Below are 23,459 nucleotides of genomic sequence, written 5' to 3' on the forward strand. Positions count from 1 at the left end.
TCCTTAAAATTTCGTGCTATACAATCATCATACTTCAAAAATAAAGAACCTTCACACGTAAATCATGACGTGGAAGATTCATTGTGGAATTAAGCCGAATGTTCCGTCGGCTTTTTACGATAAACGACTAAACCTGCTTCAGTCATTTCAAAATACTGCGCTTTTTTATCTCTTAACGCTAAAAACACTAAGTAAAATGACAATAAGCTATATCCCATATAAATCGCAAACATAAAAATAATCGATGTGTAAGGGACATTGATGAATACAATGAATATCAGCATCCCTACCAATGCGATAGGCATTAACATCGTCGTTGAAAATGTCATTCGATTAAAATAATAGTGCGGTAAAAAGGTTAATAAAACCCCATTTCTAATTTGATATGTCCGTGATTGAGCGGAGATGAGTTTCAATAATATCATCTTAATCACTTCATGACACAACACGACAACTAAAAATCCTAAAATGCCTATGACAATATTCATTAAAAAGTGCTGTTCTTGTAACGAAATGATCGCCATTGACCATTTATAGCTTAATACGATAAAAGCAAGAACAACAATAAATTGAAGCAATAAAAATCGTTTCATGATTTGTTTGTTTTGAAAAAGATCGATTTTATACACGCATTCACCCTCTTATGATGTATCGTTTAGCTTCATGGTCATTCTTATTATACCTTAGCTATGCAAGCAAATTGTGCGACTTGAGCCCTAAATTTATCCCATTGATCACTTTGTACATTTCACTTCCATATTCATGAGGCGTTGAAGACACATTTCAGCTACTAGTTTAGCACTTTTCATCAGATTTTGAAATATTTCAATCTTACAGAGGATATATACTAATTTTTGCTTCAACTCCAAATATCACTTATATATCGCAGGACCATTCATAAATATTGATTTGCATATATTTGACATCATATTACGCTTCACGAATCACAAAAAAAGACACCTATAAGTATAAGTGCCTTGTCATCAAATGATATTGTCTATAAAAATTTACATAACGCTATAACAATCTACATTTCTTAAAGGTATCCATATCTAGAATTGTAGTCGCTAAATGTTGCACAAAATACTGATCATGACTCACAAATATCAGTATGCCTGAATATGCAGCAAGCACCTTTTCTACTGCTTCGATAGCTTTTATATCTAAAAAGTTGGTCATTTCATCTAAAATCAAAATATCAGACTCAGCAACTAAGAGCGACAATAATGAAACTTTCACACGTTCCCCTTGGCTTAAATCTCCTACTAACCGAAATGCCTTGTCTCTTTTAAAATCTAACAACGCCAACAAAGTTCTAATGTGATGTTCGCTTAAATGCCCATTCGTCGCTTCGACAATCGTTTCAAATACCGTCATCTTTGGGTCTAAGTACTGAAAATAATTTTGTCGAAAATAACAAATTTTATATGTAGACGGTAAAACTGAAACCAAGTCATTCAAATAAGTGGTTTTGCCTACACCATTTCTTCCGATAATTCCTAATTTATCACCACTAGTTAAATGAATAGTTGGGGTATGCCACAAGCTTTTATGACCCATTTTCGCTTCGTGACTAGGAATGATGATTTTTCTTTTTGGTAAACGATGAAGTTGTGATAAAAAGGAAATATCATATTGATCTTCGACACGATCAGGTTGTTTTAACTGTTCTAACCTATTTTGTTGTTGCGTAATCCTTTTCTGGTGTTTCTTTTGTTTCACACCGATCTTCGTTTTGACACCAGCAATACGATATTCTGAGCCACTCATCTTCTTAGGTTTTCCCTTTTTCTGATTTTGCTTTTCTTTCATCATTTGAAGTGATTGTTTTATTTTCTTCTTTTCCTTCTGATATTGTTTCAAGTCATGTTCATATTGAGATAATTGAATCATACGTTCTCGCATATAATCTGAAAAAGAACCATGATATTCTGTTATTTTTCCTTGCTCTATCAACCAAATTTTAGTTGCAACTGCATCTAAAAAAGCCCGATCATGGCTCGCTATACAAAAAGAAGATGGGGAGCGCTTAATCGTTCTCACTACTTTTTTAATATGCTGTTGATCTAAAAACGTTGTAGGTTCATCCAACAAATAGAGAGGCACGGACTGTCTTAATGCGTTGAGAAAATTTGAAATACTTAATTCTCCACCACTTTGCGTCGTATCCTCCGTTATACAGAGTTCACTAAAATAAGTCAGAAGATTGCCCGAAATATGGCCAGTATAATCGCTTAACTGTCCTGATAACATTTTTAACAAACACGTCTTTCCAGCCCCGTTCTTTCCGATGAGGCCAATGACATCGCCTTCCTCAATCGTTAAATCATCCGCTTCAAATAATAATTTTCCACCTATCTCACACCTGATGTCTTTAAGTGTTAATACAGACATATCACTCACCCCTTTAATCAAATACCGTTTCAACATCTGCTAGGAAGCGAATACTCCAGGTAGCTAGCAACATGAGTGAAGACAACAATATAATTAACAGAGGTATTGTGAAAAGCGAAACGAGAAATCCCGACATGATGGCTGCCACGGGATTGACTAATGAAAAGAGCGTTAAAATTGCCCCAAAAACACTGCCAATCATATCTCTAGGGACTTTCAATTGAATCTTTCCAAAATAGAGAATAGAGAAAATCGTGTTGATCAAAGCATACAAAAACCAGCACAACAGCATTCCTGTATAGGCAAGCGCACTGTTAGGAATAAGTAAAACAAGTCCTAATAACAACAAGACGTAACTCTGTGTAAACAATGTTCTCTTAAATAAACGATATTTATCTTTAACATCATAGAAGTATTTCGCAAATATGATGCCACCTAAGACACCTCCTAAGGCAAAGGAGAGCTCCATGCCACTATAAGAGGTTTCTAAAAATGAAAAACTGTCATTGGCAATTTTAGGTAAGAGCAAAAAGATACTCCAAAACGAGAAATTCATAACCAATGCAACTGGAATAAGGTTACGAATGTAAGGCGTTTTAAAGATATAACTCGCCCCCTGCTTCATATTATTAAGGACTGAAGTAGACTGCAATGGCGTTTCCACCATCAGTCCTACAAGTAAAATTGTTGCGATGGCAGTGATAAGAAATGTCACAAAAACAATCATTGTAAAAGAGAGAAATGAAATATAAACTGCAGATAAAACAATCGCCATAATGGATGCAACCTGTGTTGAACTCGAAACCACAGAGTTAATACGAAAAAGCTCCTCATCACTGCTGGCTAAAAATGGAACCAATGATTCTAACGTAGGTGACTGTAAACCTCCTATCACTGTTGAACCAAACATAAACAGTGGCAACAAAATTTCCATGTTCACAACCTTTTCTAATACCAACACCATCAAAAGTAATCCGACTTTAAAGAAGTTCAGAGCTTTGATGAAAAATAGCTTGTTCATACTGTCTGAGATGCCACCACCAAGACTTGAGAGAAACACGCCACTTAATTGTCCAAAACCGATGATTGAAATGATGATTTGACTAGAGAAATATTGATAAGCAAACCAATATATATAAATGGTTAAGGCTGAAGACATCATCGTTGTTAAAAAATCTGATGCGATAATTCTGTTAGTTTTCATAACTCACCTTCTATATGAACGGAAAATCTTCTTTAATCCTGACTTCCTTCTTGTTTACTCTGAAGAATCGTTTAGTTAAAGGAACCGTTTCACTAGACAGGGTCGGTTGTAATTCATAACAGTACGCTTTCACTAAGTATCCTTTATCAGCAGAAATACAAGAATAATATATATCATATTTATTAATGGCTGTTTTCAAATTCAATATCTCTTTATATTCGGATAAATTACTCAATGGACTATCACTAATAAAATCAGGATACTTAAAACTAGTACGGATTTTTTTAAAATGAATGAACTCATACCTTAAACCCACAATACATGAAATCGCTTCAAAAATTGCATGTTTAACTGCACCTTTAATTTCAAAATGTGCTGCACTCCCATAAGTAATTGATGGAAAGTCATCTTGCTTGAGGATACACACAACCACATAAACACCTAAATCATTTTCAATATCTAATAGCGTGATATCTATACCTTGATTCAATAATTGATTTCTAATAATTTTTATATCCTCATCAATATTCTCATTAATCATAATAATTCTACTTGATGTTTCTCTATGCCACCACAAAGTAACAATATCCTTTTCTATTAATTCCATAGCCGCCTTGACTTTAGCAAGTGCAATATCTCGAGCATAAGAATAACCCTCTTGAGGACTAAAAGTTAGCCCTATCCCTTTTGTTTTTTCATAATAGACACTTAATTCTTTCGGTATATACTTCAAAGATCCGTCTTTGTAGTTATAAAAAGGGACATACTCAACATTCTTTCGATTATACCAATTCACATCTTGGATAGTTCGTTTTTGCCACATAAACGGATGAAGATGAATGGGTAGTTTAAAATCACCTAAGGATTTCCCTCCGAAAAATACAGATGGGAAAGATTTACTTGAAATAAGCATTAACTCCATAAACTCATCTTTAGTAGCTTTTATCGCTTCCTTTTCTATAATTCTTGTAGCACATGGTCTAAATGAGTTTCCCTCTGTAAAGTGATATGTGTAAAATCCTGAAACCCCATGTTCAGAAACATTCTCTAACATATTAATCCCCCTACATAAAAAACTGCATCGTATAGACACAGTATATAAAAATCAATTTGCTTTTAGATGCTGTATACTATTTTTGTTTGTCTTTGGTAGTAAATCCAATACATCAATCGTCTTACCAGTGACACTTGTATGGGCTGAATATTCAACTAAACATAAGTATGTTAATGAACTCGTCAATTCACTGATTTTAGTCAAGGCCATTGCAGTTAACGGCGTAATATCAACTTCAATATCTCTTATTGCAACATGTGATACACCTTGTCGTATATATTTTTCTAATTTTTGATATTCCTCAAATAGATTTTGCAAAGCATTTTCAAATACCATCAACTCATTTTGTTGATAATTTAAATAATCTACTTCTCCTCCATTTTTCATAGAATGAATAACAGTCTCCCAAACCTTCGTCTCGTTCGTCACAACTCCTGCTTTTTCAAATAACCCCTTCGCAAATGAATGATCAAACTTTTTATATTGGTTTACTGAACCACTTTTTAATTGACTAAATTTAAACAAAGGCGCAATTTCATTGTAACTATTGATAAGTGAATTTCTAGCACTCTGTAAATTAGTAATCGCCTCCTGAAAGGCAAGTAATGCTTTTTTATAAGCAACTAGGGCTTTATCATTATCATCAATTTCTAAAAGGGTAAACTCTTCAACCCACGCGTTTGCATTATAAAAATTTTCAAAACATTTAAACAAATATTTTGTATAAGAAGCATATTCTAAGCGATACATATCATTCTTTACGACTCTATTGTTGGAAAGCCCACAATTAATACCACCCATAATGGCACCCCCTCTTAATATTACACCCTAAATATAACAGATATAGGTTCGAAAGTAAACTTTTTATTCAAAATTTTCTGAATATTAATTCTAGAAAGATTCTAATAAACGCAAAATATCTAATGTGTCTCAATATTTTTACAATTTTACAAATGTCTATTGACGACAAACTTATTTATCAAATCAATTCCGGCGTACTATTCTATATATATCACCAAAACAAAAAAGGGCACTCAGTCACATTCTAAAAAATGTCCCTAGAACCCTTTACGCTTTAACCTATATCAATATTTTCGTTCTAACAATGCTACTGTTTCGACATGTGTCGTATGCGGGAACATATCGACAGGTGTAATCTCTTTTAATTCATATTGCGCGTTCAGCATTTCGATATCGCGCAATTGTGTACTTGGATTACATGACACATAGACGATACGTTTTGGGGCTAAAGCGTTCAACGTCTCAATAAATGTCGCATCGCAGCCTTTGCGTGGTGGATCTACTGTTACCACATCTGGCTGAATCCCCTCTTGTTGCCATTTTAAAATTATGTCTTCAGCAGCACCAGCGACAAATGTAGTGTTGTTCAAATGATTATTATGAGCATTTCTTTTCGCATCTTCTATTGCTTCTGGCACAACTTCAACACCATACACATGTTGTGCATGCGGTGCCATAAATAAACTGATCGTCCCAATGCCACAATACGCATCTAACACCACTTCATTGCCCGTTAAATTCGCATATTGTAACGCTTGACGATACAATTTTTGCGTCTGTGTCACATTGATTTGATAAAACGACAAATCACCAATTTCGAAAGTCAAATCATCTAACGTATCCTCGATAATGTCTTTACCGTAAATGGTTTTGGACGTATGCCCCATAATGACATTCGTTTTGTTCGTTTGGAAATTCAACTTGATACTCACAATTTGCGGAAACTGTGTCGTTAAAGCGGTCACAATGTCATTTTGATGCGGTAACTTTTTACCGTTGAGCACAAAAATGACCATTACTTCATTCGTATAATATCCTTTACGAATCACGACATGGCGAACGAGACCTTGATGTTTGTGTTCGTTATAAGCTGGAATGTGATATTTTTCTAGTAAACTTTTAATCACATGCATCATGTCGTTTTGATCATCATTTTGTATGAGACAATGGTCCATATCGATAATATCGTGGCTACGTTGACGATAAAAGCCCATTTGTAATTGACCATTATGATTCGTCCCAACCGGAATTTGGGACTTATTTCGATAACGCCAAGGATCATCCATACCAATCGTGTCATGAATCGGCACTTCTGTCATTTTTCCTTTATGATGAAACAAATTAATCACTTGTTTACGTTTCATCTCTAATTGCGCACGATAGGACAAATGTTGAAGTTGGCATCCCCCACACTGTTGATAATAGTCACATGGCGGTGTCACACGATCTGGGCTCGCCGTTTTCACACTCATCAGCTTACCAATCGCGAAATTCTTTTTAACTTTAATCACTTTATATTGTACTTCTTCATCAATTAACGTTTGAGGGATAAATATCGGATAGCGATCCTGTTTAATCACACCATGACCTTCATGTGTCAAATCAACCACTTTTCCCTCATACACTTCATTTTTCTTTACTAAAACCATCAATTTCATCTCACTTTTTTATAAACAGAATCTACTTCAAAGGGAAAGGAGCAGGACCAAAAACTTAACATCTGAGTCAAATTTCATCGTCCCGCTCCCACGAGAGTAACGTCATTACATCATGCGGTTTCGCGTACACTACCTATTTATTTTCAGCACACCTTTGCATCGTTACTCAGATTGCGTAGGCGCATCAATCAATAACGCATTGTCTTCTTGCGCCGGAGAAAAAACTTCAATATGACGCACTAAATTTAAAAAGTTCGCTGGCAATTGACCCCCATATTCGCCATCTACATTTAACGGCATATCACTAAAGGATGAAATATTCACCGATTGCGCTTTATGATAATGTACTTTCGGATGTTTAATATGTTCACCGCGTGAGGCAAGTGTCATAATGTGCCCCAATTCTGCAATATTTGCCTTTTCAACAATTAGCAGTGTAAACATCCCGTCATCCAATTTCGCATCTGGTACTAACTTCTCAAAACCAGCCATTGAATTGGTTAAACCGAGTAAGAACAACATGATTTCACCTTCAAAGACTTGCGAATCAAATTCAATTCTCACATCGACCGCATGCATTTGTGGCAACATTTCAAAACCTTTAATATAGTAGGCAAAAGGTCCGACAATCGATTTTAATTTGCTCGGTGCTTCATACGAAACTTCCGTAATTTTACCACCGCCAGCCAAATTAATAAAATAACGGCTATTCATTTTACCGATATCAACTTGGACGGTTTTGCCATCTAAAATGACATCCACGGCATCAAAAATATCAGTTGGAAGATGGAGTGCCCGACCGAAATCATTCACCGTCCCCATAGGAATTAAGCCTAACTTAGGTCGATTCGGTTTTTCAGCAATACCATTCACGACTTCGTTCAATGTACCATCCCCACCAGCGACAATTAACAAATCGTATTGGGCCTCGATCGCACGCGCCGCCTCTTCTGTCGCATCGCCAACTTTTTGGGTCGCATAGGCACTCGTCTCATAACCAGCTTGTTCCATTTTGATTAGTACATCAGGTAATGCACGTTTAAACACTTCTTTACCTGATGTAGGATTATAGATTATTCTCGCACGTTTTCTCATTTATATCCCTCAATTTTTCAGTACTCACAACTTATATTATAGTAAACAAAGATGTAATGAAAGCTAAAAACAACCAAATTCTTAAAAATGATAAGAAAATAACGTCAACATCGTTTTCAAAAGCGTAAATATAATCTATAGCGACAACAATCTGTCTCGTTCACCTCTTTATATCCTCCCACTCACCTAAGATCAAGCAATAGATACTTAAATAAAACACGTGCAGAAGAAGTTTAAGTGTATGATTGATACATGCTTCATCTGTTTTGTAACAGTTTCATTCGACATTTCAAATCGTTTGAGCATCTCAACTAAGATTGCTAGAACAAACTCCCTTTCACTCCTATTTACGCAAATGATTGCCAAACTGGGCGCGACTCCTAAGGGAACAAGACGCAGCCAAAAATCCAATTCGGCCTCAATCAAGTGTACACTTCAATCAAGCCGAATTTAGTTGAGGCAAGTCCCTAGGAAAGCAAGCCCAAAAAAGGCAATCATTAAATAACTTTATGATGAAAGCGAGTTCTAGTTCTGCAATCGCAAGATGCCACAATCAATGTGCCATCTTTCATCATGCTCAAAAATACAAAATGTCACAAAAAAAGACGAGCGTGAAATACAATCATCACTATTGCATTTCATCCACTCGCCTCTATTCAAAACAACCTATTGCTTATCCAACTCTTGCTTCAACAACTGATTTGCCAATTGCGGATTGGCTTGCCCTTTAGATAATTTCATAATTTGACCTACTAAGAAGCCCATCGCTTTGCCTTTACCATTTTTATAATCCTCAACAGATTGTGGATTTTCGGCAATCGCTTGTTGAACAAATTCTAATACAGCACCTTCATCAGAAATTTGAACAAGACCTTTATCTTGCATAATTTGCTTCGCGTCCCCACCATTTTGTGCTAATTCTGGGAACACTTTTTTCGCAATTTTACTACTCATAGTGCCGTCTTCAATTAATTTAATCATACCTGCTAAGTTTGCTGGTGTAAGGCCTGTATCTTGTAACTCAATTTGATTTTTATTGAGATATTCGTTTACGCCACCCATTAACCAGTTCGAAATCATTTTCACATCGGCGCCTTCTTCAACAGCCGCTTCAAAGAAATCAGACATTTCTTTTGTTAATGTCAACACGTGAGCGTCGTATGCAGGTAAACCAAATTCTTTGACATACTTTTCTTTACGCGCATCCGGTAATACTGGAATAGATTCGCGGACACGTGCTTTCCACGCCTCATCAATATATAGAGGAACGATATCGGGTTCAGGGAAATAGCGATAGTCATCAGAAGCTTCTTTAACACGCATTAAGATCGTTTTACCTGTTGACTCATCGAAACGACGTGTTTCTTGTAAAATTTCTCCGCCATTCAATAAGACTTCTTCTTGGCGTTTCACTTCATATTCTAAACCTTTACGCACGTTGTTAAATGAGTTTAAGTTTTTAAGTTCCGCTTTCGTACCAAACTCTTTTTGGCCGTATGGACGTAAAGATACGTTCGCATCACAACGCAATGAACCTTCTTCCATTTTACCGTCAGATACGCCTGTATATTGAATGATTGAACGTAATTTTTCTAAATAGGCATACGCTTCTTCTGGTGAGCGAATGTCTGGTTCAGAGACGATTTCAATTAATGGTGTCCCTTGACGGTTTAAATCTACAAGTGAGTAACCATCTTTATGTGTTGATTTCCCAGCATCTTCTTCCATGTGTAAACGTGTGATGCCGATACGTTTCGTTTCACCGTTCACTTCGATATCGATATAACCATTTTCACCAATCGGTTGATCCAATTGTGAAATTTGATAGGCTTTTGGATTGTCAGGATAAAAGTAATTTTTTCGATCAAATTTAGATTCCGTTGCAATTTCCATGTTCAATGCCATTGCCGCACGCATTGACCAATCTACTGCACGACGGTTCACAGTAGGTAATACACCCGGATACGCTAAATCGATGACGCTTGTATTTGTATTCGGTTCTGCACCGTATGCTACCGGTGCATTTGAAAACATTTTCGAGTCTGTTTTCAACTCAACGTGGACCTCAAGTCCGATGATTGTTTCAAAATGCATTGATTGCCACTCCTTATAATTTTTGATATTGGTCGTGTAAATTAAATTGTGTTTCGTACTGGTGTGCAACGCGATACAACGTTTTCTCATCAAATGGCTTACCAATAAATTGCAAACCAATTGGACGACCGTTTTCTGCTAAACCACATGGTACAGAAATACCTGGTAAACCAGCGAGGTTGACTGGTGTCGTTAATAAGTCATTGGCATACATTGTTAATGGATCATTGATTTCAGCACCTAAGTCGAACGCGACTGTAGGCGTTGTCGGTCCTAAAATGACATCGTATTTTTCAAACACGTTTTCAAAGTCATTTTTAATTAAAGTACGCACTTTTTGCGCCTTTTTATAATATGCATCATAATAACCTGAACTTAATACGTACGTCCCCAACAAAATACGGCGCTTCACTTCTTGTCCGAATCCTTCACTTCGGGACAATTTGTAAAGTTCTTCAAGACTTTCTGCATCTTTTGAATGATATCCATAACGAATACCATCAAAACGTGCTAAGTTTGATGACGCTTCAGCTGATGCAATCACATAGTAAGATGGAATGCCGTATGACGTTCTCGGTAATGACACTTCTTCTACAATTGCACCTAGACCTTTTAAAGTTTCAGCCGCTTTGATGACTGCAGCTTTAACTTCTTCATCCACACCTTCTCCGATATATTCTTTCGGAAGTGCGATTTTCATGCCTTGAATATCTTTACCAATATCTGCTGTGAAATCGGCTGCTACATTTGGTGCACTTGTTGCATCCATTTCATCTTCACCTGCAATCACTTCTAAAACGAGCGCGTTATCTTTAACGTTGCGGGTAATCGGGCCAATTTGATCAAGTGAGGATGCAAATGCCACAAGTCCAAATCTTGAAACACGTCCATAAGTCGGTTTTAAGCCCACTACACCACAATATGCCGCTGGTTGACGAATAGAACCCCCTGTGTCCGTACCTAACGCAAAAGGAACTAAGCCTGCAGCAACAGCCGCAGCAGAACCACCTGAAGATCCACCCGGTACAGCTTTGTGATCAAATGGGTTCACAGTTTTTTTGAAATATGACGTTTCAGTAGAACCGCCCATTGCAAATTCATCAAGGTTCACTTTACCAATCAAAATACCGTTTTCATTATGTAGCTTCTTCATGACCGTTGACTCATAAATAGGTACAAAACCTTCTAACATTTTACTCGCACATGTTGTCTCTAAACCTTCAGTGATGATGTTATCTTTAATCCCCATAGGAATCCCAAACAACTTCCCATTCATTTCACCTTTTGCCTGTAATGCGTCTAAGGCTTCAGCTTTTTTTATCGCATTTTCTTTATCTAAAGCTAAAAATGATTGGATTGTCGGATCAATTTCTTCAATTGCATCATAAATATCTTTCACGATTTCTGAAGGTTTAATCTGATTCGCCTTAATCATCTTTTGTAAATTTTCAATAGATTCGTAGCGGATGCTCATCTTTACGCGTCCTCCCTGTTCATAACTGCTGGTACTTTAAATTGTCCAGCTTCCACTTCTTTTGCATTAATCAACGCTTTCTCTTGTGGTAATCCTTCGACAGCCACATCATCGCGCAATACATTTTGTAAATCTAATACATGGTTTGTCGGTTTGACTTGTTCTGTATCCACAGAATCAATTTGATGACAAAAATTTAAAATACCTGCTAAAGTATGTTGCATATCTGTAGATTCTTGTTCCGTCACGTTTAAACGCGCAAGGTTCGCAATGTGAGCAACTTGATCTTTAGTAATCTCAGCCATGATGATAAAGCCTCCTTAAAAATACTCTTTTATCTATAAATTGTATCAAATTTCAGCACAAAAATCTAAATTATTTCAAACTGGATATGACCCGACGCATTCTACATTTGTCTGTATGATTCATATACTTAAAACATTACTTTTTTCACCATCTTCCTTATGAAAATAAGATTGGATACGTTTCCGCTTTTATATTTATTACAGAAAAATGAATAATTATTTATATTTAATTTACCTTGAAATCCTTGTTGTTATGCGGTTTTATGCCATTTTCGAAAGTTATATTACACATTAACTGTTAAATATACCTTTCATTTTGTATACAATTCTGTATAATAAGCATATGCAATTGAAAAGGGGAGATTCATATGTTTTTATTCGGTACGACTTTATCTAGTCAAGTAAATACCGATTGGCAGACATATATTATGATTGCCATCTATTTTATTATCTTACTAGGTATTGGTTATTATGGTTACAAGCAAGCAACAAGTAATCTTAGTGAATACATGTTGGGAGGACGTAGTATCGGGCCTTGGGTTACAGCCTTATCTGCCGGCGCTTCTGATATGAGCGGTTGGATGATTATGGGCTTACCAGGTGAAGTGTATTCAACAGGATTGTCTGCATTATGGATCACAATTGGTTTGACACTTGGGGCGTACATTAACTACTTAGTTGTTGCACCAAGATTACGTGCACATACTGAAATTGCAGGTGATGCCATTACATTACCTGATTTCTTTAAAAACAGACTCAACGATCAAACGAATTTAATTAAAATTATCTCAGGCCTTATTATCGTTGTATTTTTCACATTGTATACGCACGCAGGACTCGTTTCTGGCGGTAAATTATTTTATAGCGCTTTTGGTTTAGATTATCATTTTGGTTTAGTTTTAATTGCTGCAATCGTTATTCTTTATACATTTTTTGGTGGGTATCTTGCAGTATCAATCACTGACTTTTTTCAAGGGGTAATTATGTTAGTGGCTATGGTGATGGTACCTATCGTATTATTGTTAAAGTTAAACGGGCTCGACACATTTCATACGATTGCTGAAATGAAACCTACAAATTTAGATTTGTTTCGCGGAACGACAATCATCGGCATCATTTCATTTTTCGCTTGGGGATTAGGTTATTTTGGACAACCTCATATTCTCGTGCGTTTCATGTCTATTCGCTCAGTTAAATTATTTCCATTAACGAGACGTATCGGTATTACTTGGATGTCTGTCGGATTGATCGGTGCCGTACTCATCGGATTGCTTGGTATCGCTTTTGTTCCTGCACAAGGCGTACAAATTGAAGATCCAGAAACACTCTTCATACTGATGAGCCAATTAATCTTCCATCCTCTAATTGGTGGATTCTTACTTGCAGCGATTTTAGCAGCGATTATGAGCACGATTTCTTCACAATTACTTGTAACGTCAAGTTCATTGACAGAAGACTTTTACAAGCTCATCCGTGGAAAGCAAGCGAACACTGCACAACATGAAAAAGAGTTCGTCATGGTTGGCCGTATTTCCGTTATCATCGTTGCCATTGCAGCTATTGCAATTGCGTGGACACCAAATGATACCATTCTCAACCTAGTGGGTAATGCTTGGGCAGGTTTCGGTGCATCTTTTGGACCTTTAGTGATTCTTTCATTGTATTGGAAAGGGTTATCTCGTACAGGCGCAATTAGTGGTATGGTTGCCGGTGCCTTGACGGTAATTTTATGGATTATCTTTGCACATCCATACGGTGAGATGAATGACTTCTTCAATTTATATGAAATTGTACCTGGCTTTATCATGAGCTTCATCGTGACTGTCGTTGTTTCTAAAATGACTCAAAAACCTGGTGATTTTGTTGACAAAGATCTCAATAAAGTTGTCGCACAATTGAAATCAGCCAAATCACACCATTAAATGATAAATGCAGAATTGAGAACATCCTCATGTTCTCAACTCTGCATTTTTAATTCGTTTTATCGTCTATTTTTCCAACAGCCACACTAATTTTGATAAATATGAACGTCTGGTGATCGATTATCTTTCGTTTTTCGAATCAATGCTCTCGATTCACTGCCGTCTTTAATATGAATCTCATACTGGTCTATCGATTTAAAATCTTTTTCAGCCAATTGTGTGACGTACTGTGTAATCCCAATGAGTTCGGCCTTGCCATAGTAGTCAATCGGTACGTCCACGATTAAATCATTTACTTTTTTATTTTTGAATTTTGCTTTTCCGACAGCTTGCGTAAAGTTTGAAAAATAGGATTGTAATGCGCTATTAAAATCCTTAAAGTTCGCATTCAGCGTTTCATTTAAATCTGCTACTTCTGACGATGGTAATAACACTGTTTTTTGATTCAATTGATGCCAATCAGATAATTTTGATCCCTTTTCATCTGATGTCGCGTAACTATCGAAATATCCTGGAATGATGTCTTCTTGAGCAGACTGAATGTAAATCGCAAATGTGATAGGAATATCTTTCAAATCATCATTTTCTCTTAAGCGTGTCAACATTTCTTCAGCCATTTGGCGTCCTTTTTCTTTTACTTCTTTTTCATTCAACTTCACATGATAGGTTTCCCCGTATTGCTCTTTTTGATAATAATACACGCTATTCATCGCTAAACCAATGGTCATCCCTTCTATTTGTTTCCCCGTCGTATCTCCATTTGCATAAAAATCTTGTTCTAAAATATTAGACAGATAGGCAGGTGTGTTTTTGGCGATTTTTTCTTCATCTTTTTCACCATTCACAGAAGGGTTCAAGCCAAGATTTTCTGTCGCATGTTTGGCCGCTTTTTCTTTGTCACTCATTTTATCTAGTTCTTTTTTCGAGTATTTCGGTTTGAGATAGGCACGTATTGTATCTTTATCTAAAAACTGACCATCTTGATAAAGAAAGTCATCTGTTGGGAAGACTTCCTTACTAATATCGAGCAAACCGTCTTCAAAATCTTCACCGTTATAACTATTGGCCATATTTTCTTGAATCAAACCACGCGCCTGACTCTCTTTAAATGGTAGAATCGTACGATAATCCGTACCCTGTACATTTTTATCTGTGGCAATTTCTTTTACTTTATTTTTATCCTGTTGAGTTGCTGTTTTTTCTTTTGACGCTTTGCTCGCATCATCTGAAGGTGCACACGCTGTTAACACAAGTGATAAACTTAAAAGCAATACGATTGACTTTTTCATCGCCTGCCCCCTTATGCATTAATTTCATTTTGTCTATCAATCAAATCTTGTTCCGTCCAAATCATTGTACCAAGTGATTGTGCTTTTGTTAACTTTGAACCCGCATCTTCTCCGGCAATGACCAAATCCGTTGATTTTGTAACGCTACTTGTTACTTTCGCGCCTTGCAATTTCAACCAATTTGTTGCTTCTATACGTGTCATTTGTTGAAGTTTTCCGGTCAACACAATCGTTTTACCAGCAAATTCTGGATGCCCTTCAACTTGGGAAAACTTTTGTCCTTTGAAATACATATTAACATTTTTAGCTTTTAATTTATCAATCAACGCACGAATGTCCTCATTTTTCAAATAAGTGACTAATGACTGTGCAAGCTTTTCTCCCACATCATATATCTCCACTAATTCAGCTTCTGTTACAGTCAGTAGGCGATCCATGGATTCATATTTTTCAGCTAAAACTTGACTCGCTTTTACCCCTAAATGACGAATACCTAATCCAAATAATAAATGTTCCAATGATTGGCCTTTAGCCGCTTCAATGGCATCTAACAGGTTTTGGACCTTCTTTTCTCCCATACGTTCTAACGGAAGCAAGTCATCTTTTGTTAAATAAAAGATATCCGCCACATCTTTAATACATTCATGGGTATAAAGTTGTTCGATGATTTTTGTTCCTAATCCATCAATATTCATCGCTTGTCTTGAGACAAAATGAATCAAGCCTTCAACGAGTTGTGCTTGACATTTTGGATTGATACAACGCAATGCGACCTCGCCTTCGATCCGGACAAGTTCATGTCCGCAACTTGGGCAATGTGTCGGCATGTGATAAACGTCTGTATTTTCTGGACGGCGATCTAAAATAACACGAATGACTTCGGGAATAATATCACCCGCTTTTTTGATGACAACACTGTCCCCGATACGGATATCCTTGTCGTGAATTAAATCTTCGTTGTGAAGTGATGCGCGAGAAACCGTCGTGCCTGCAACGCGAACCGGTTCTAAAATCGCAGTCGGAGTGACAACACCTGTACGACCAATGCTTAATTCAATATCTTTCAATTTTGTGATGACTTCTTCTGCTGGAAATTTATATGCAATCGCCCATCTCGGAGATTTTTGTGTATAACCCATTTCTTCTTGATGCTCGAGATCATTCACTTTTATCACGATACCGTCTATATCATAAGCCAGTTGTTCACGTTGTGCCGTCCACTTTTTAATATACTCAAGGACTTCTTCTATCGTATCTGCTTGTTGACGTTCTGGATTCGTTTTAAACCCTAAAAGATCAAGCTCGTCCAATGCTTCACTTTGTGTTGTCGCATCCAATTCGGTAAAATCATTGATACTGTATAAAAAGATATCGAGTTTACGTGCGGCTGCAAGTTTCGCATCCAACTGACGCAACGAGCCCGCTGCTGCATTTCTCGGATTGGCAAAAGGCTGTTCCCCACGTGCCTCTTTTTGTTCATTCAATTTTATAAAAGATTGGCGTGGCATATACGCTTCTCCTCTAACTTCAAAAGAGATATTCTTTTTTAGTTTTAAAGGAATCGCATAAATTGTTTTTAAGTTTTCGGTAATATCTTCCCCTGTCGTTCCATTCCCACGCGTTAACCCTTGAACGAGCTTCCCTTCTACGTATTTAAGTGAGACCGCTAATCCATCAATTTTCAACTCACACATATACGTCACTTCACCTACCGCGTCACGAACCCGCTGGTCAAATTTTCTTAAATCTGCTTCGTTAAATGCATTGGATAGACTTAACATCGGTGTATCATGATCAACTTTCGCAAATGATGACTGTACCTCTCCTCCAACGCGGACTGTCGGTGAGTCTGGCGTTTTCAGTTCGGGATGTTTCGATTCGATATCAATTAGCTCGTGCAGTAACTTGTCGTATTCACTATCAGGTACACTGGGCTGATCTTTGACATGGTATTCATAGTTGTATTGATGTAATAACTGATGCAACGTTACAACACGTTCCTCTATTGATGCCATATGGTTAATCCTCCTTTTTTTCAATAGGTGCGAACTGCGCAAGCAAGCGTTTCGGACCTTCTGATTTGAAAATAATATCCAATTCAATGGATCCTTTTTTGTCATTTACATGTGATACCATACCTTCTCCCCAAGATTTGTGAATCACTTTGTCACCGACTTTCCATTGCGTCGTGCCCGTCGTCGATGTGGCATGCTTAACTGTTCGTTGACTGTAGCCCCGTTTCACTGGTTGACGCTTTGAACCTATTGTCGTCGCTTGTTGTCGCTCTGAAACATCCAACAATGATTCTGGAATCTCATTGATAAAACGAGAACGTGGGTTACTTTGAGAGCGTCCATATAAAACACGCGAAGTGGCATGAGAAAGATACAACACCTCTTCAGCACGTGTAATCGCAACATAACTAATCCGTCGTTCTTCTTCCATTTCATGATCTGACGCATTTTTAATCGCACGAATATGTGGAAATATAGACTCTTCCATCCCAATAATAAACACAACTGGAAACTCTAATCCTTTCGCCGAGTGCATCGTCATCAATGTCACGCCATTTTCTAAATGCGCTTCATCTACGTCAGCAACGAGAGATAAGTCCGTTAAAAAGTTAATCAATGATTGTTCCTCTAGAGGCGTACTTTCTTCATAATCTTTCGGTACAGACATAAACTCGTCAATATTTTCTAGTCGACTTCGAGATTCTAATGTTTGTTCATTGTTTAACATTTGACGATACCCCGTTTTCTCTAGGACTTCGTCAACCAACTCTGATATCTCTAAAAATTCTTGTTCTTTCATCAGATTTGACATCAAATGATAAAATGATGCCGCAGCTTCTGTCACCTTTTTAGATAAACCGATAAAATCTACTTCTGCCAATGCATCGAACATAGACAATCCGTTTTCCCTAGCATAGGTTGCAATTTTTTCAACTGATGATGGCCCAATCCCTCTTTTTGGTACATTAATCATCCGTTGTAAACTGATGTCATCGGCGCTATTGGCGATTAAACGTAAATAGCTCAATAAGTCTTTAATCTCTTTACGATCATAGAATTTGAGGCCCCCGAACATTTTGTAAGGAATATTGGATTTCAAAAACGTCTCTTCCAATACACGTGACTGTGCATTTGTACGATACAGTACTGCAATGTCTTTATAACGTTTTCCCTTTTTCAGTTGATTAAAAATTTCACGCACGACATACTCCGTTTCATCTTTTTCATTCGTCGCTTCGTAATAACGAATTTTTTCACCTTGGGGGTTCGCTGTCCATAACCCTTTTGGTTTACGTTCGTTGTTATGTCGAATGACTTCATTCGCCGCAGTTAAAATCGTTTTGGTTGAACGGTAATTTTGTTCTAAGAAGATGGTCTGTGCATTTGGGTAATCTTCTTCAAATGATAAAATGTTTTGGATATTCGCCCCACGCCAACCATAAATCGATTGATCAGAATCACCAACGACACAAAGGTTTTTAAATTTCTGTGCTAATAAGTTAACGAGTGTGTATTGCGCAGTATTGGTATCTTGATATTCATCAACATGAATATATTGAAATTTATTTTGATAATACGATAATACATCTGGGACACGCTTAAACAATTGAATCGTAGTCATGATGAGGTCGTCGAAATCGAGCGCTTGATTGCGTAACAACTGCTTTTGATAGCCTTCGTATACGGTTGCCACCATCCGACTATGCGCATCAGTCGCTTCTTTCATCGCTTGCTCGGGTGTTTTGAGCTCATTTTTCAGCTGACTCATCGCCCCCATAAACATTCTCGGTTCAAATTTTTTTGAGTCGATGTTATTTTGTTTTAAGACCTCTTTTAGCACTGATTTTTGATCAGTGGGATCGATAATCGTAAAGTTTCGTTCTATTCCGATGCGGTCTACGTCACGGCGTAAAATTCTAACGCACATGGAATGGAAAGTAGACATCCAAATCACATCCGCGGCTTCTCCTATCAATGCCTGTACACGTGCTTTCATTTCTTTTGCAGCTTTATTCGTAAAAGTAATTGCTAAAATTTGATAGGGAGAGACCTGTTTCTCATCTAGTAAATAGGCAATGCGATGTGTCAAAACTCGGGTCTTTCCTGAACCTGCACCTGCCATAATTAAAAGCGGTCCTTCAGTCGTACGTACCGCTTCACTCTGTTCTTTATTCATGTTTTTAACGAGTGGATTCATTATGCTCTCTCCTTTATCTTAGTCGTTTGAAGTGCTGCTTTAATGTCATCATATATAATATTCCCTACAATAATCGTATCCGCGATTCGTGCCATTTCCATCGCTTGATCTAAATGCTGAATACCGCCACCATAAAATAATTGTGTCTGTGTTAATTCATCTTTTGCCGCACGCACGATTTCGGGATTTCCGTATTTTCCACTGTACTCTATGTATAGTACAGGCAAACGATAAATTGACTCTGCCATTTGTGCATAGGCAACGACATCGTCTTCGTCTAGTTGTGCCATCGCTTGCGTATGTTGACTCACTTTACTTTCTGGATTGAGCACGAGATAGCCTTCAAAAATCATTTCCTCAAAATCAATCATATGCCCATACGCTTTTAAGGCCCGATGTAATAGCCCATTATGATAGGTCACGTCTGTACTATTTAACACTGTCGGTACAAAATAAAAATCAAATCCTGGCATTGTGCTCTCAAGATTTGAAATTTCTAATACGAGTGGTAATGGATAGCGACGCACACGACTCATTAACTGGATGACATTATCTTCAGTGACATTGTCCGTCCCGCCAATCATAATCGCATCCGTATTCGACATACAAATTCGTTCTAAATCGGCGTCTGAAATGGATTTTGCAGGATCAAGTTTAAAAAGATGACGCCATTTTTTGATATCATACATGATCAGATGACTCCTTTAATTTTCGTAAGTTATATTATATCACTTTTGCATAGTGATATCTAAAGTTCGTGTTAAATTTCAAGCGCTTTTTTATTTTAAGCGATGCATCATTCACCACTATGAAAATACATCTCTCAAGTCCAGAGTATACGAAAAGCCTCCTTCAATATCGACCTACTACAATAGTCAATATTAAAGGAAGCCTCTGCGTCCTATCATCCCGATGACTTACTTTTTCGTTTCGATGTTCATCCGGTCTAAAATCATCGTATAAGCATCATTGCCCCATTGCAACGAGCGTTTTACTCGAGAAATCGTTGCTGTAGAAGCACCCGACTCTTTTTCAATCGTTGCGTAGGTAAAACCTTGCTTAATCATTTTAGCTACTTGAAGTCGTTGCGATAAAGACTGTAACTCATTGACTGTACACAAGTCATCAAAAAATTGATAACATTCCTCACGCGTTTCTAGTGTCAATACAGCATCAAATAATTCATCCAATGCTTTTCCACGTAGTTTCTCTATTTGCATGCAAACAACCCCTATTTATATAATCTATCTTTATTTTAACGGATTAATACATTAAAGTGTAGTGAAATTATTCCAAACCGACTCTTTTAAATATTGTATCAACTTGATTGAGATGATGTCTAGGATCAAAGCAAGCATCGAGTTCTTCTTTAGATAATTTATCCGTAATAGTGGCATCTGCTTCAACTAATGTTCTAAATGGTGTTCGTGTCTCCCATGATTGCATCGCTTTCGGTTGCACGGTATCGTATGCTTCCTCGCGCACCATTCCTTTATCAATCAATGCTAACAACACGCGTTGAGAATAGATAAGTCCAAACGTTTTATTCATGTTTTCCGTCATATTTTCTTCATAAACCGTCAAGCGATCAATGATGTTTGTAAATCGGTTTAAAGCATAATCTAATGCAATCGTTACATCTGGTAACATGATACGTTCAGCTGAAGAATGTGAAATGTCCCGTTCGTGCCACAAAGCAACATTTTCATATGCTGTCGTTAAGTAACCACGAATGACACGTGCAATCCCTGTAATGTTTTCTGAACCAATTGGATTACGTTTATGAGGCATTGCTGAAGAACCTTTTTGACCTTTAGCGAATGCTTCTTCAACTTCACGTGTTTCCGTTTTTTGCAAATTGCGTACTTCAACAGCAAATTTTTCAAGAGAAGTTGCGATTAAACTTAAAGTTGCAATGTAGTAAGCATGGCGATCACGTTGTAACGTTTGCGTTGAAATAGGCGCTGTTCCAATACCGAGATGTTGGCAAACGTAAGCTTCAATTTCTGGAGGAATATTAGCGAAAGTCCCCACTGCGCCACTCATTTTACCGACTTCGATTTCTTTTCTCACACTTTTAAAACGTGCCATATTACGTTCCATCTCTGCATACCATAAAGCCATTTTTAAACCAAATGTCGTTGGTTCAGCGTGCACGCCATGTGTACGACCCATCATCAAAGTGGTTTTATATGCCTTCGCTTTAGCTGCTAAAACATCGATGAAGCGTTGAATATCTTGTTCTAAAATATCGTTCGCTTGTTTAATTTGATAACTTAATGCTGTGTCGACTACATCTGTTGAAGTTAATCCGTAATGCACCCATTTACGTTCTTCGCCTAAAGTTTCTGAAACTTGACGTGTAAAAGCGACCACGTCATGACGCGTTTCTTGCTCGATTTCTTTCGCACGTGCAACGTCTACACGCGCATGTTCTCGTATTTTTTTTACATCCTCTTTAGGTATAAAACCGAGTTCACTCCATGCCTCACTTGCAAGAATTTCAACTTCTAACCAAGCTTCATAACGATTTTGATCCGTCCAAATCCGAGTCATTTCTTCTCTTGAATAACGTTCAATCATGTTTATTAAACTCCAATCTACTAAATGTTAGTTTCATTGTAACAAAACGATAAATGATGTACATTCTTATTCAATCAAATTTATCGTTCGTAATCAAGTGCCAACTTTCGGAATTCCGAAAATATCACAAAATTGCGTACATCAGGTTTTCTCATCCCGGTTCCTAAAGCAAACCTTGTTATTACGCTGTTTATCTAATGTCTTATGTAGATATTAGCATGCAACCACTTATTTTCAGTCATTAAATACGCCTTTAAAATACGAATGTTTATAGCATATTATATAGAAATGTTCGAATTTATTACCTTTCTGCCTGATTGGATGATGCACGCGATCTCACATATTTTTTCATAGTCATGACGATGATGCGCGGTGACCTTTATAACGCGTGGCGCCATCATTAACCCAATGTAAAACCGATCTTCAAATCCGGTCACAAATGCAAAACACAATCCAATTCGCTATAAAGTATGACTAAAAAGCGACCGACATTCCCCTTAAAATAAAAAGACTGGTTACATTCACACATGTCCCAGTCTTGTTCATCATTTTTCATTTCTATTTCGTTTGATGATATTTAAGCTACTTAATGACTGTCATCCTTATGATTCAAATGTATCAGCTATTTTTTTACCTGTAAAAATAATTTCTTGATACAATACTTCAACTTCACCGTGTTCGTTTTCTTTAAAAACCGGTTTCTCATAACGTTTGACAGGCATGTAGCCCGCAGCTTTCATTCTTGTTAAACAGTCTTGAATCGTCTCGTCAGGTGCAACTTTAAATTTCATCTGTATCGTACGCCTTTACTTTTTTGCTTCTTACACCTTTAACCCAGAAACCGCCATGTATATTCCGAGGTTCATAAGCAATAATAAACGCTTTAGGATCCAGCTGTTTAATGGTATCCATTAACTTTAATTCATAACGACGTGGCGTCAAAATTTGCATGACCAAACGATCACCATCTCGTCCGTGCGCCCCAAAATGAGTCACACCGTAACCTAGTGCGCGTAAGCGTCTCGGTAAATCCAGTTCATAATCTGCAGTTGTAACATTGACGACTGAGTAGCCGAGCGCTAATTTTTCTTCTATCTTCATACCCACAATAATTCCGACAGAGAAACCGAACGCATAGGCAATAATATTTTGAAACTGATCTAAACTAGACATGACTAATCCGAGACCAATAACATAAACCAACACCTCTACAAAGCTCACAGCTGCTGCAACATAACGATATCCTTTTAAAGTTAAAATGACACGCATCGTTAACGCAGTCACATATGCGACATTAATGATAAAAATGACAACGAGCATGAGCCAAGGCGTATTGTTGATGATACTCATAGGCAACCCCTCTTCTTTATCAAA

At 37.2% G+C, this 23,459-nt stretch carries 19 protein-coding genes; 1 reads left to right on the forward strand and 18 read right to left on the reverse strand.

The genetic code is table 11. The annotated features are described in order from the left end of the window. Positions 1–89: 89 nt before the first annotated feature. The 10 genes from B5P37_RS01920 to gatC all read right to left on the reverse strand — a co-directional run bounded on the left by B5P37_RS01920 (position 90) and on the right by gatC (position 12,079). A complete protein-coding gene (locus B5P37_RS01920) occupies positions 90–629 on the reverse strand; it encodes a metalloprotease family protein (protein ID WP_085236538.1) in 540 nt (179 codons plus the stop codon). Between the two features lie 388 nt (positions 630–1,017). Further along, on the reverse strand, positions 1,018–2,394 hold the full coding sequence (locus B5P37_RS01925) for an ATP-binding cassette domain-containing protein (RefSeq protein ID WP_169710759.1): 1,377 nt from the start codon (positions 2,392–2,394) through the stop codon (positions 1,018–1,020). Positions 2,395–2,407: 13 nt separating this feature from the next. After that, the gene (locus tag B5P37_RS01930) at positions 2,408–3,598 is read right to left on the reverse strand and encodes an MFS transporter (RefSeq protein ID WP_085236544.1); all 1,191 of its coding nucleotides are present in this window, start codon (positions 3,596–3,598) and stop codon (positions 2,408–2,410) included. 10 nt (positions 3,599–3,608) lie between these two features. Further along, positions 3,609–4,652, reverse strand: coding sequence for a YcaO-like family protein (locus tag B5P37_RS01935; protein ID WP_085236547.1), 1,044 nt, complete (start codon positions 4,650–4,652; stop codon positions 3,609–3,611). Between the two features lie 51 nt (positions 4,653–4,703). Further along, complete coding sequence (locus B5P37_RS01940) at positions 4,704–5,453, reverse strand: hypothetical protein (RefSeq protein WP_085236550.1); 750 nt, start codon at positions 5,451–5,453, stop codon at positions 4,704–4,706. Positions 5,454–5,737: 284 nt separating this feature from the next. Then, the gene (gene rlmD / locus B5P37_RS01945; protein WP_085236564.1) at positions 5,738–7,102 is read right to left on the reverse strand and encodes a 23S rRNA (uracil(1939)-C(5))-methyltransferase RlmD; all 1,365 of its coding nucleotides are present in this window, start codon (positions 7,100–7,102) and stop codon (positions 5,738–5,740) included. 171 nt (positions 7,103–7,273) lie between these two features. Beyond that, positions 7,274–8,206 carry a diacylglycerol kinase gene (locus tag B5P37_RS01950; protein ID WP_085236567.1) on the reverse strand — a complete coding sequence of 311 codons (933 nt, stop codon included), beginning with the start codon at positions 8,204–8,206 and terminating at the stop codon, positions 7,274–7,276. Between the two features lie 666 nt (positions 8,207–8,872). Beyond that, positions 8,873–10,300, reverse strand: a complete 1,428-nt coding sequence (gene gatB, locus B5P37_RS01955) for an Asp-tRNA(Asn)/Glu-tRNA(Gln) amidotransferase subunit GatB (RefSeq protein WP_085236570.1) — start codon at positions 10,298–10,300, stop codon at positions 8,873–8,875. A gap of 13 nt (positions 10,301–10,313) precedes the next feature. After that, on the reverse strand, positions 10,314–11,774 hold the full coding sequence (gatA, locus tag B5P37_RS01960) for an Asp-tRNA(Asn)/Glu-tRNA(Gln) amidotransferase subunit GatA (RefSeq protein ID WP_085236572.1): 1,461 nt from the start codon (positions 11,772–11,774) through the stop codon (positions 10,314–10,316). A 2-nt stretch (positions 11,775–11,776) separates the two neighbouring features. Next, the gene (gene gatC / locus B5P37_RS01965; protein WP_085236574.1) at positions 11,777–12,079 is read right to left on the reverse strand and encodes an Asp-tRNA(Asn)/Glu-tRNA(Gln) amidotransferase subunit GatC; all 303 of its coding nucleotides are present in this window, start codon (positions 12,077–12,079) and stop codon (positions 11,777–11,779) included. Between the two features lie 368 nt (positions 12,080–12,447). Here gatC and putP point away from each other — a divergent pair, with 368 nt between their 5' ends. Next, entirely contained in the window at positions 12,448–14,001 is a 1,554-nt protein-coding gene (gene putP / locus B5P37_RS01970) for a sodium/proline symporter PutP (RefSeq protein WP_085236576.1), read from the forward strand. Between the two features lie 86 nt (positions 14,002–14,087). Here putP and B5P37_RS01975 read toward each other — a convergent pair whose 3' ends face one another. The 8 genes from B5P37_RS01975 to B5P37_RS02010 all read right to left on the reverse strand — a co-directional run bounded on the left by B5P37_RS01975 (position 14,088) and on the right by B5P37_RS02010 (position 23,435). Then, the gene (locus B5P37_RS01975; RefSeq protein WP_085236578.1) at positions 14,088–15,290 is read right to left on the reverse strand and encodes a CamS family sex pheromone protein; all 1,203 of its coding nucleotides are present in this window, start codon (positions 15,288–15,290) and stop codon (positions 14,088–14,090) included. Positions 15,291–15,301: 11 nt separating this feature from the next. Beyond that, on the reverse strand, positions 15,302–17,305 hold the full coding sequence (gene ligA / locus B5P37_RS01980; protein WP_085236579.1) for an NAD-dependent DNA ligase LigA: 2,004 nt from the start codon (positions 17,303–17,305) through the stop codon (positions 15,302–15,304). A gap of 4 nt (positions 17,306–17,309) precedes the next feature. Next, positions 17,310–19,502, reverse strand: a complete 2,193-nt coding sequence (pcrA, locus tag B5P37_RS01985; RefSeq protein WP_085236580.1) for a DNA helicase PcrA — start codon at positions 19,500–19,502, stop codon at positions 17,310–17,312. Further along, positions 19,502–20,191, reverse strand: a complete 690-nt coding sequence (pcrB, locus tag B5P37_RS01990; protein WP_085236582.1) for a heptaprenylglyceryl phosphate synthase — start codon at positions 20,189–20,191, stop codon at positions 19,502–19,504. The genes pcrA and pcrB overlap by 1 nt, the downstream gene beginning before the upstream one ends. Positions 20,192–20,419: 228 nt before the next feature. Beyond that, entirely contained in the window at positions 20,420–20,722 is a 303-nt protein-coding gene (locus B5P37_RS01995; RefSeq protein ID WP_085236584.1) for a YerC/YecD family TrpR-related protein, read from the reverse strand. A 67-nt stretch (positions 20,723–20,789) separates the two neighbouring features. Further along, positions 20,790–22,085 (reverse strand): adenylosuccinate lyase, encoded by a 1,296-nt coding sequence (gene purB / locus B5P37_RS02000; protein WP_085236586.1) that lies wholly within the window; start codon positions 22,083–22,085, stop codon positions 20,790–20,792. A 602-nt stretch (positions 22,086–22,687) separates the two neighbouring features. Further along, positions 22,688–22,876, reverse strand: coding sequence for an NETI motif-containing protein (locus tag B5P37_RS02005; protein WP_085236589.1), 189 nt, complete (start codon positions 22,874–22,876; stop codon positions 22,688–22,690). Next, positions 22,866–23,435, reverse strand: coding sequence for a DUF2179 domain-containing protein (locus B5P37_RS02010; protein ID WP_085236591.1), 570 nt, complete (start codon positions 23,433–23,435; stop codon positions 22,866–22,868). Before B5P37_RS02010 ends, B5P37_RS02005 begins: the two co-directional genes overlap by 11 nt. Positions 23,436–23,459 lie beyond the last annotated feature (24 nt).

It is taken from the genome of Staphylococcus lutrae, from assembly GCF_002101335.1.
GTDB classification, from domain to species: Bacteria; Bacillota; Bacilli; order Staphylococcales; family Staphylococcaceae; genus Staphylococcus; species Staphylococcus lutrae.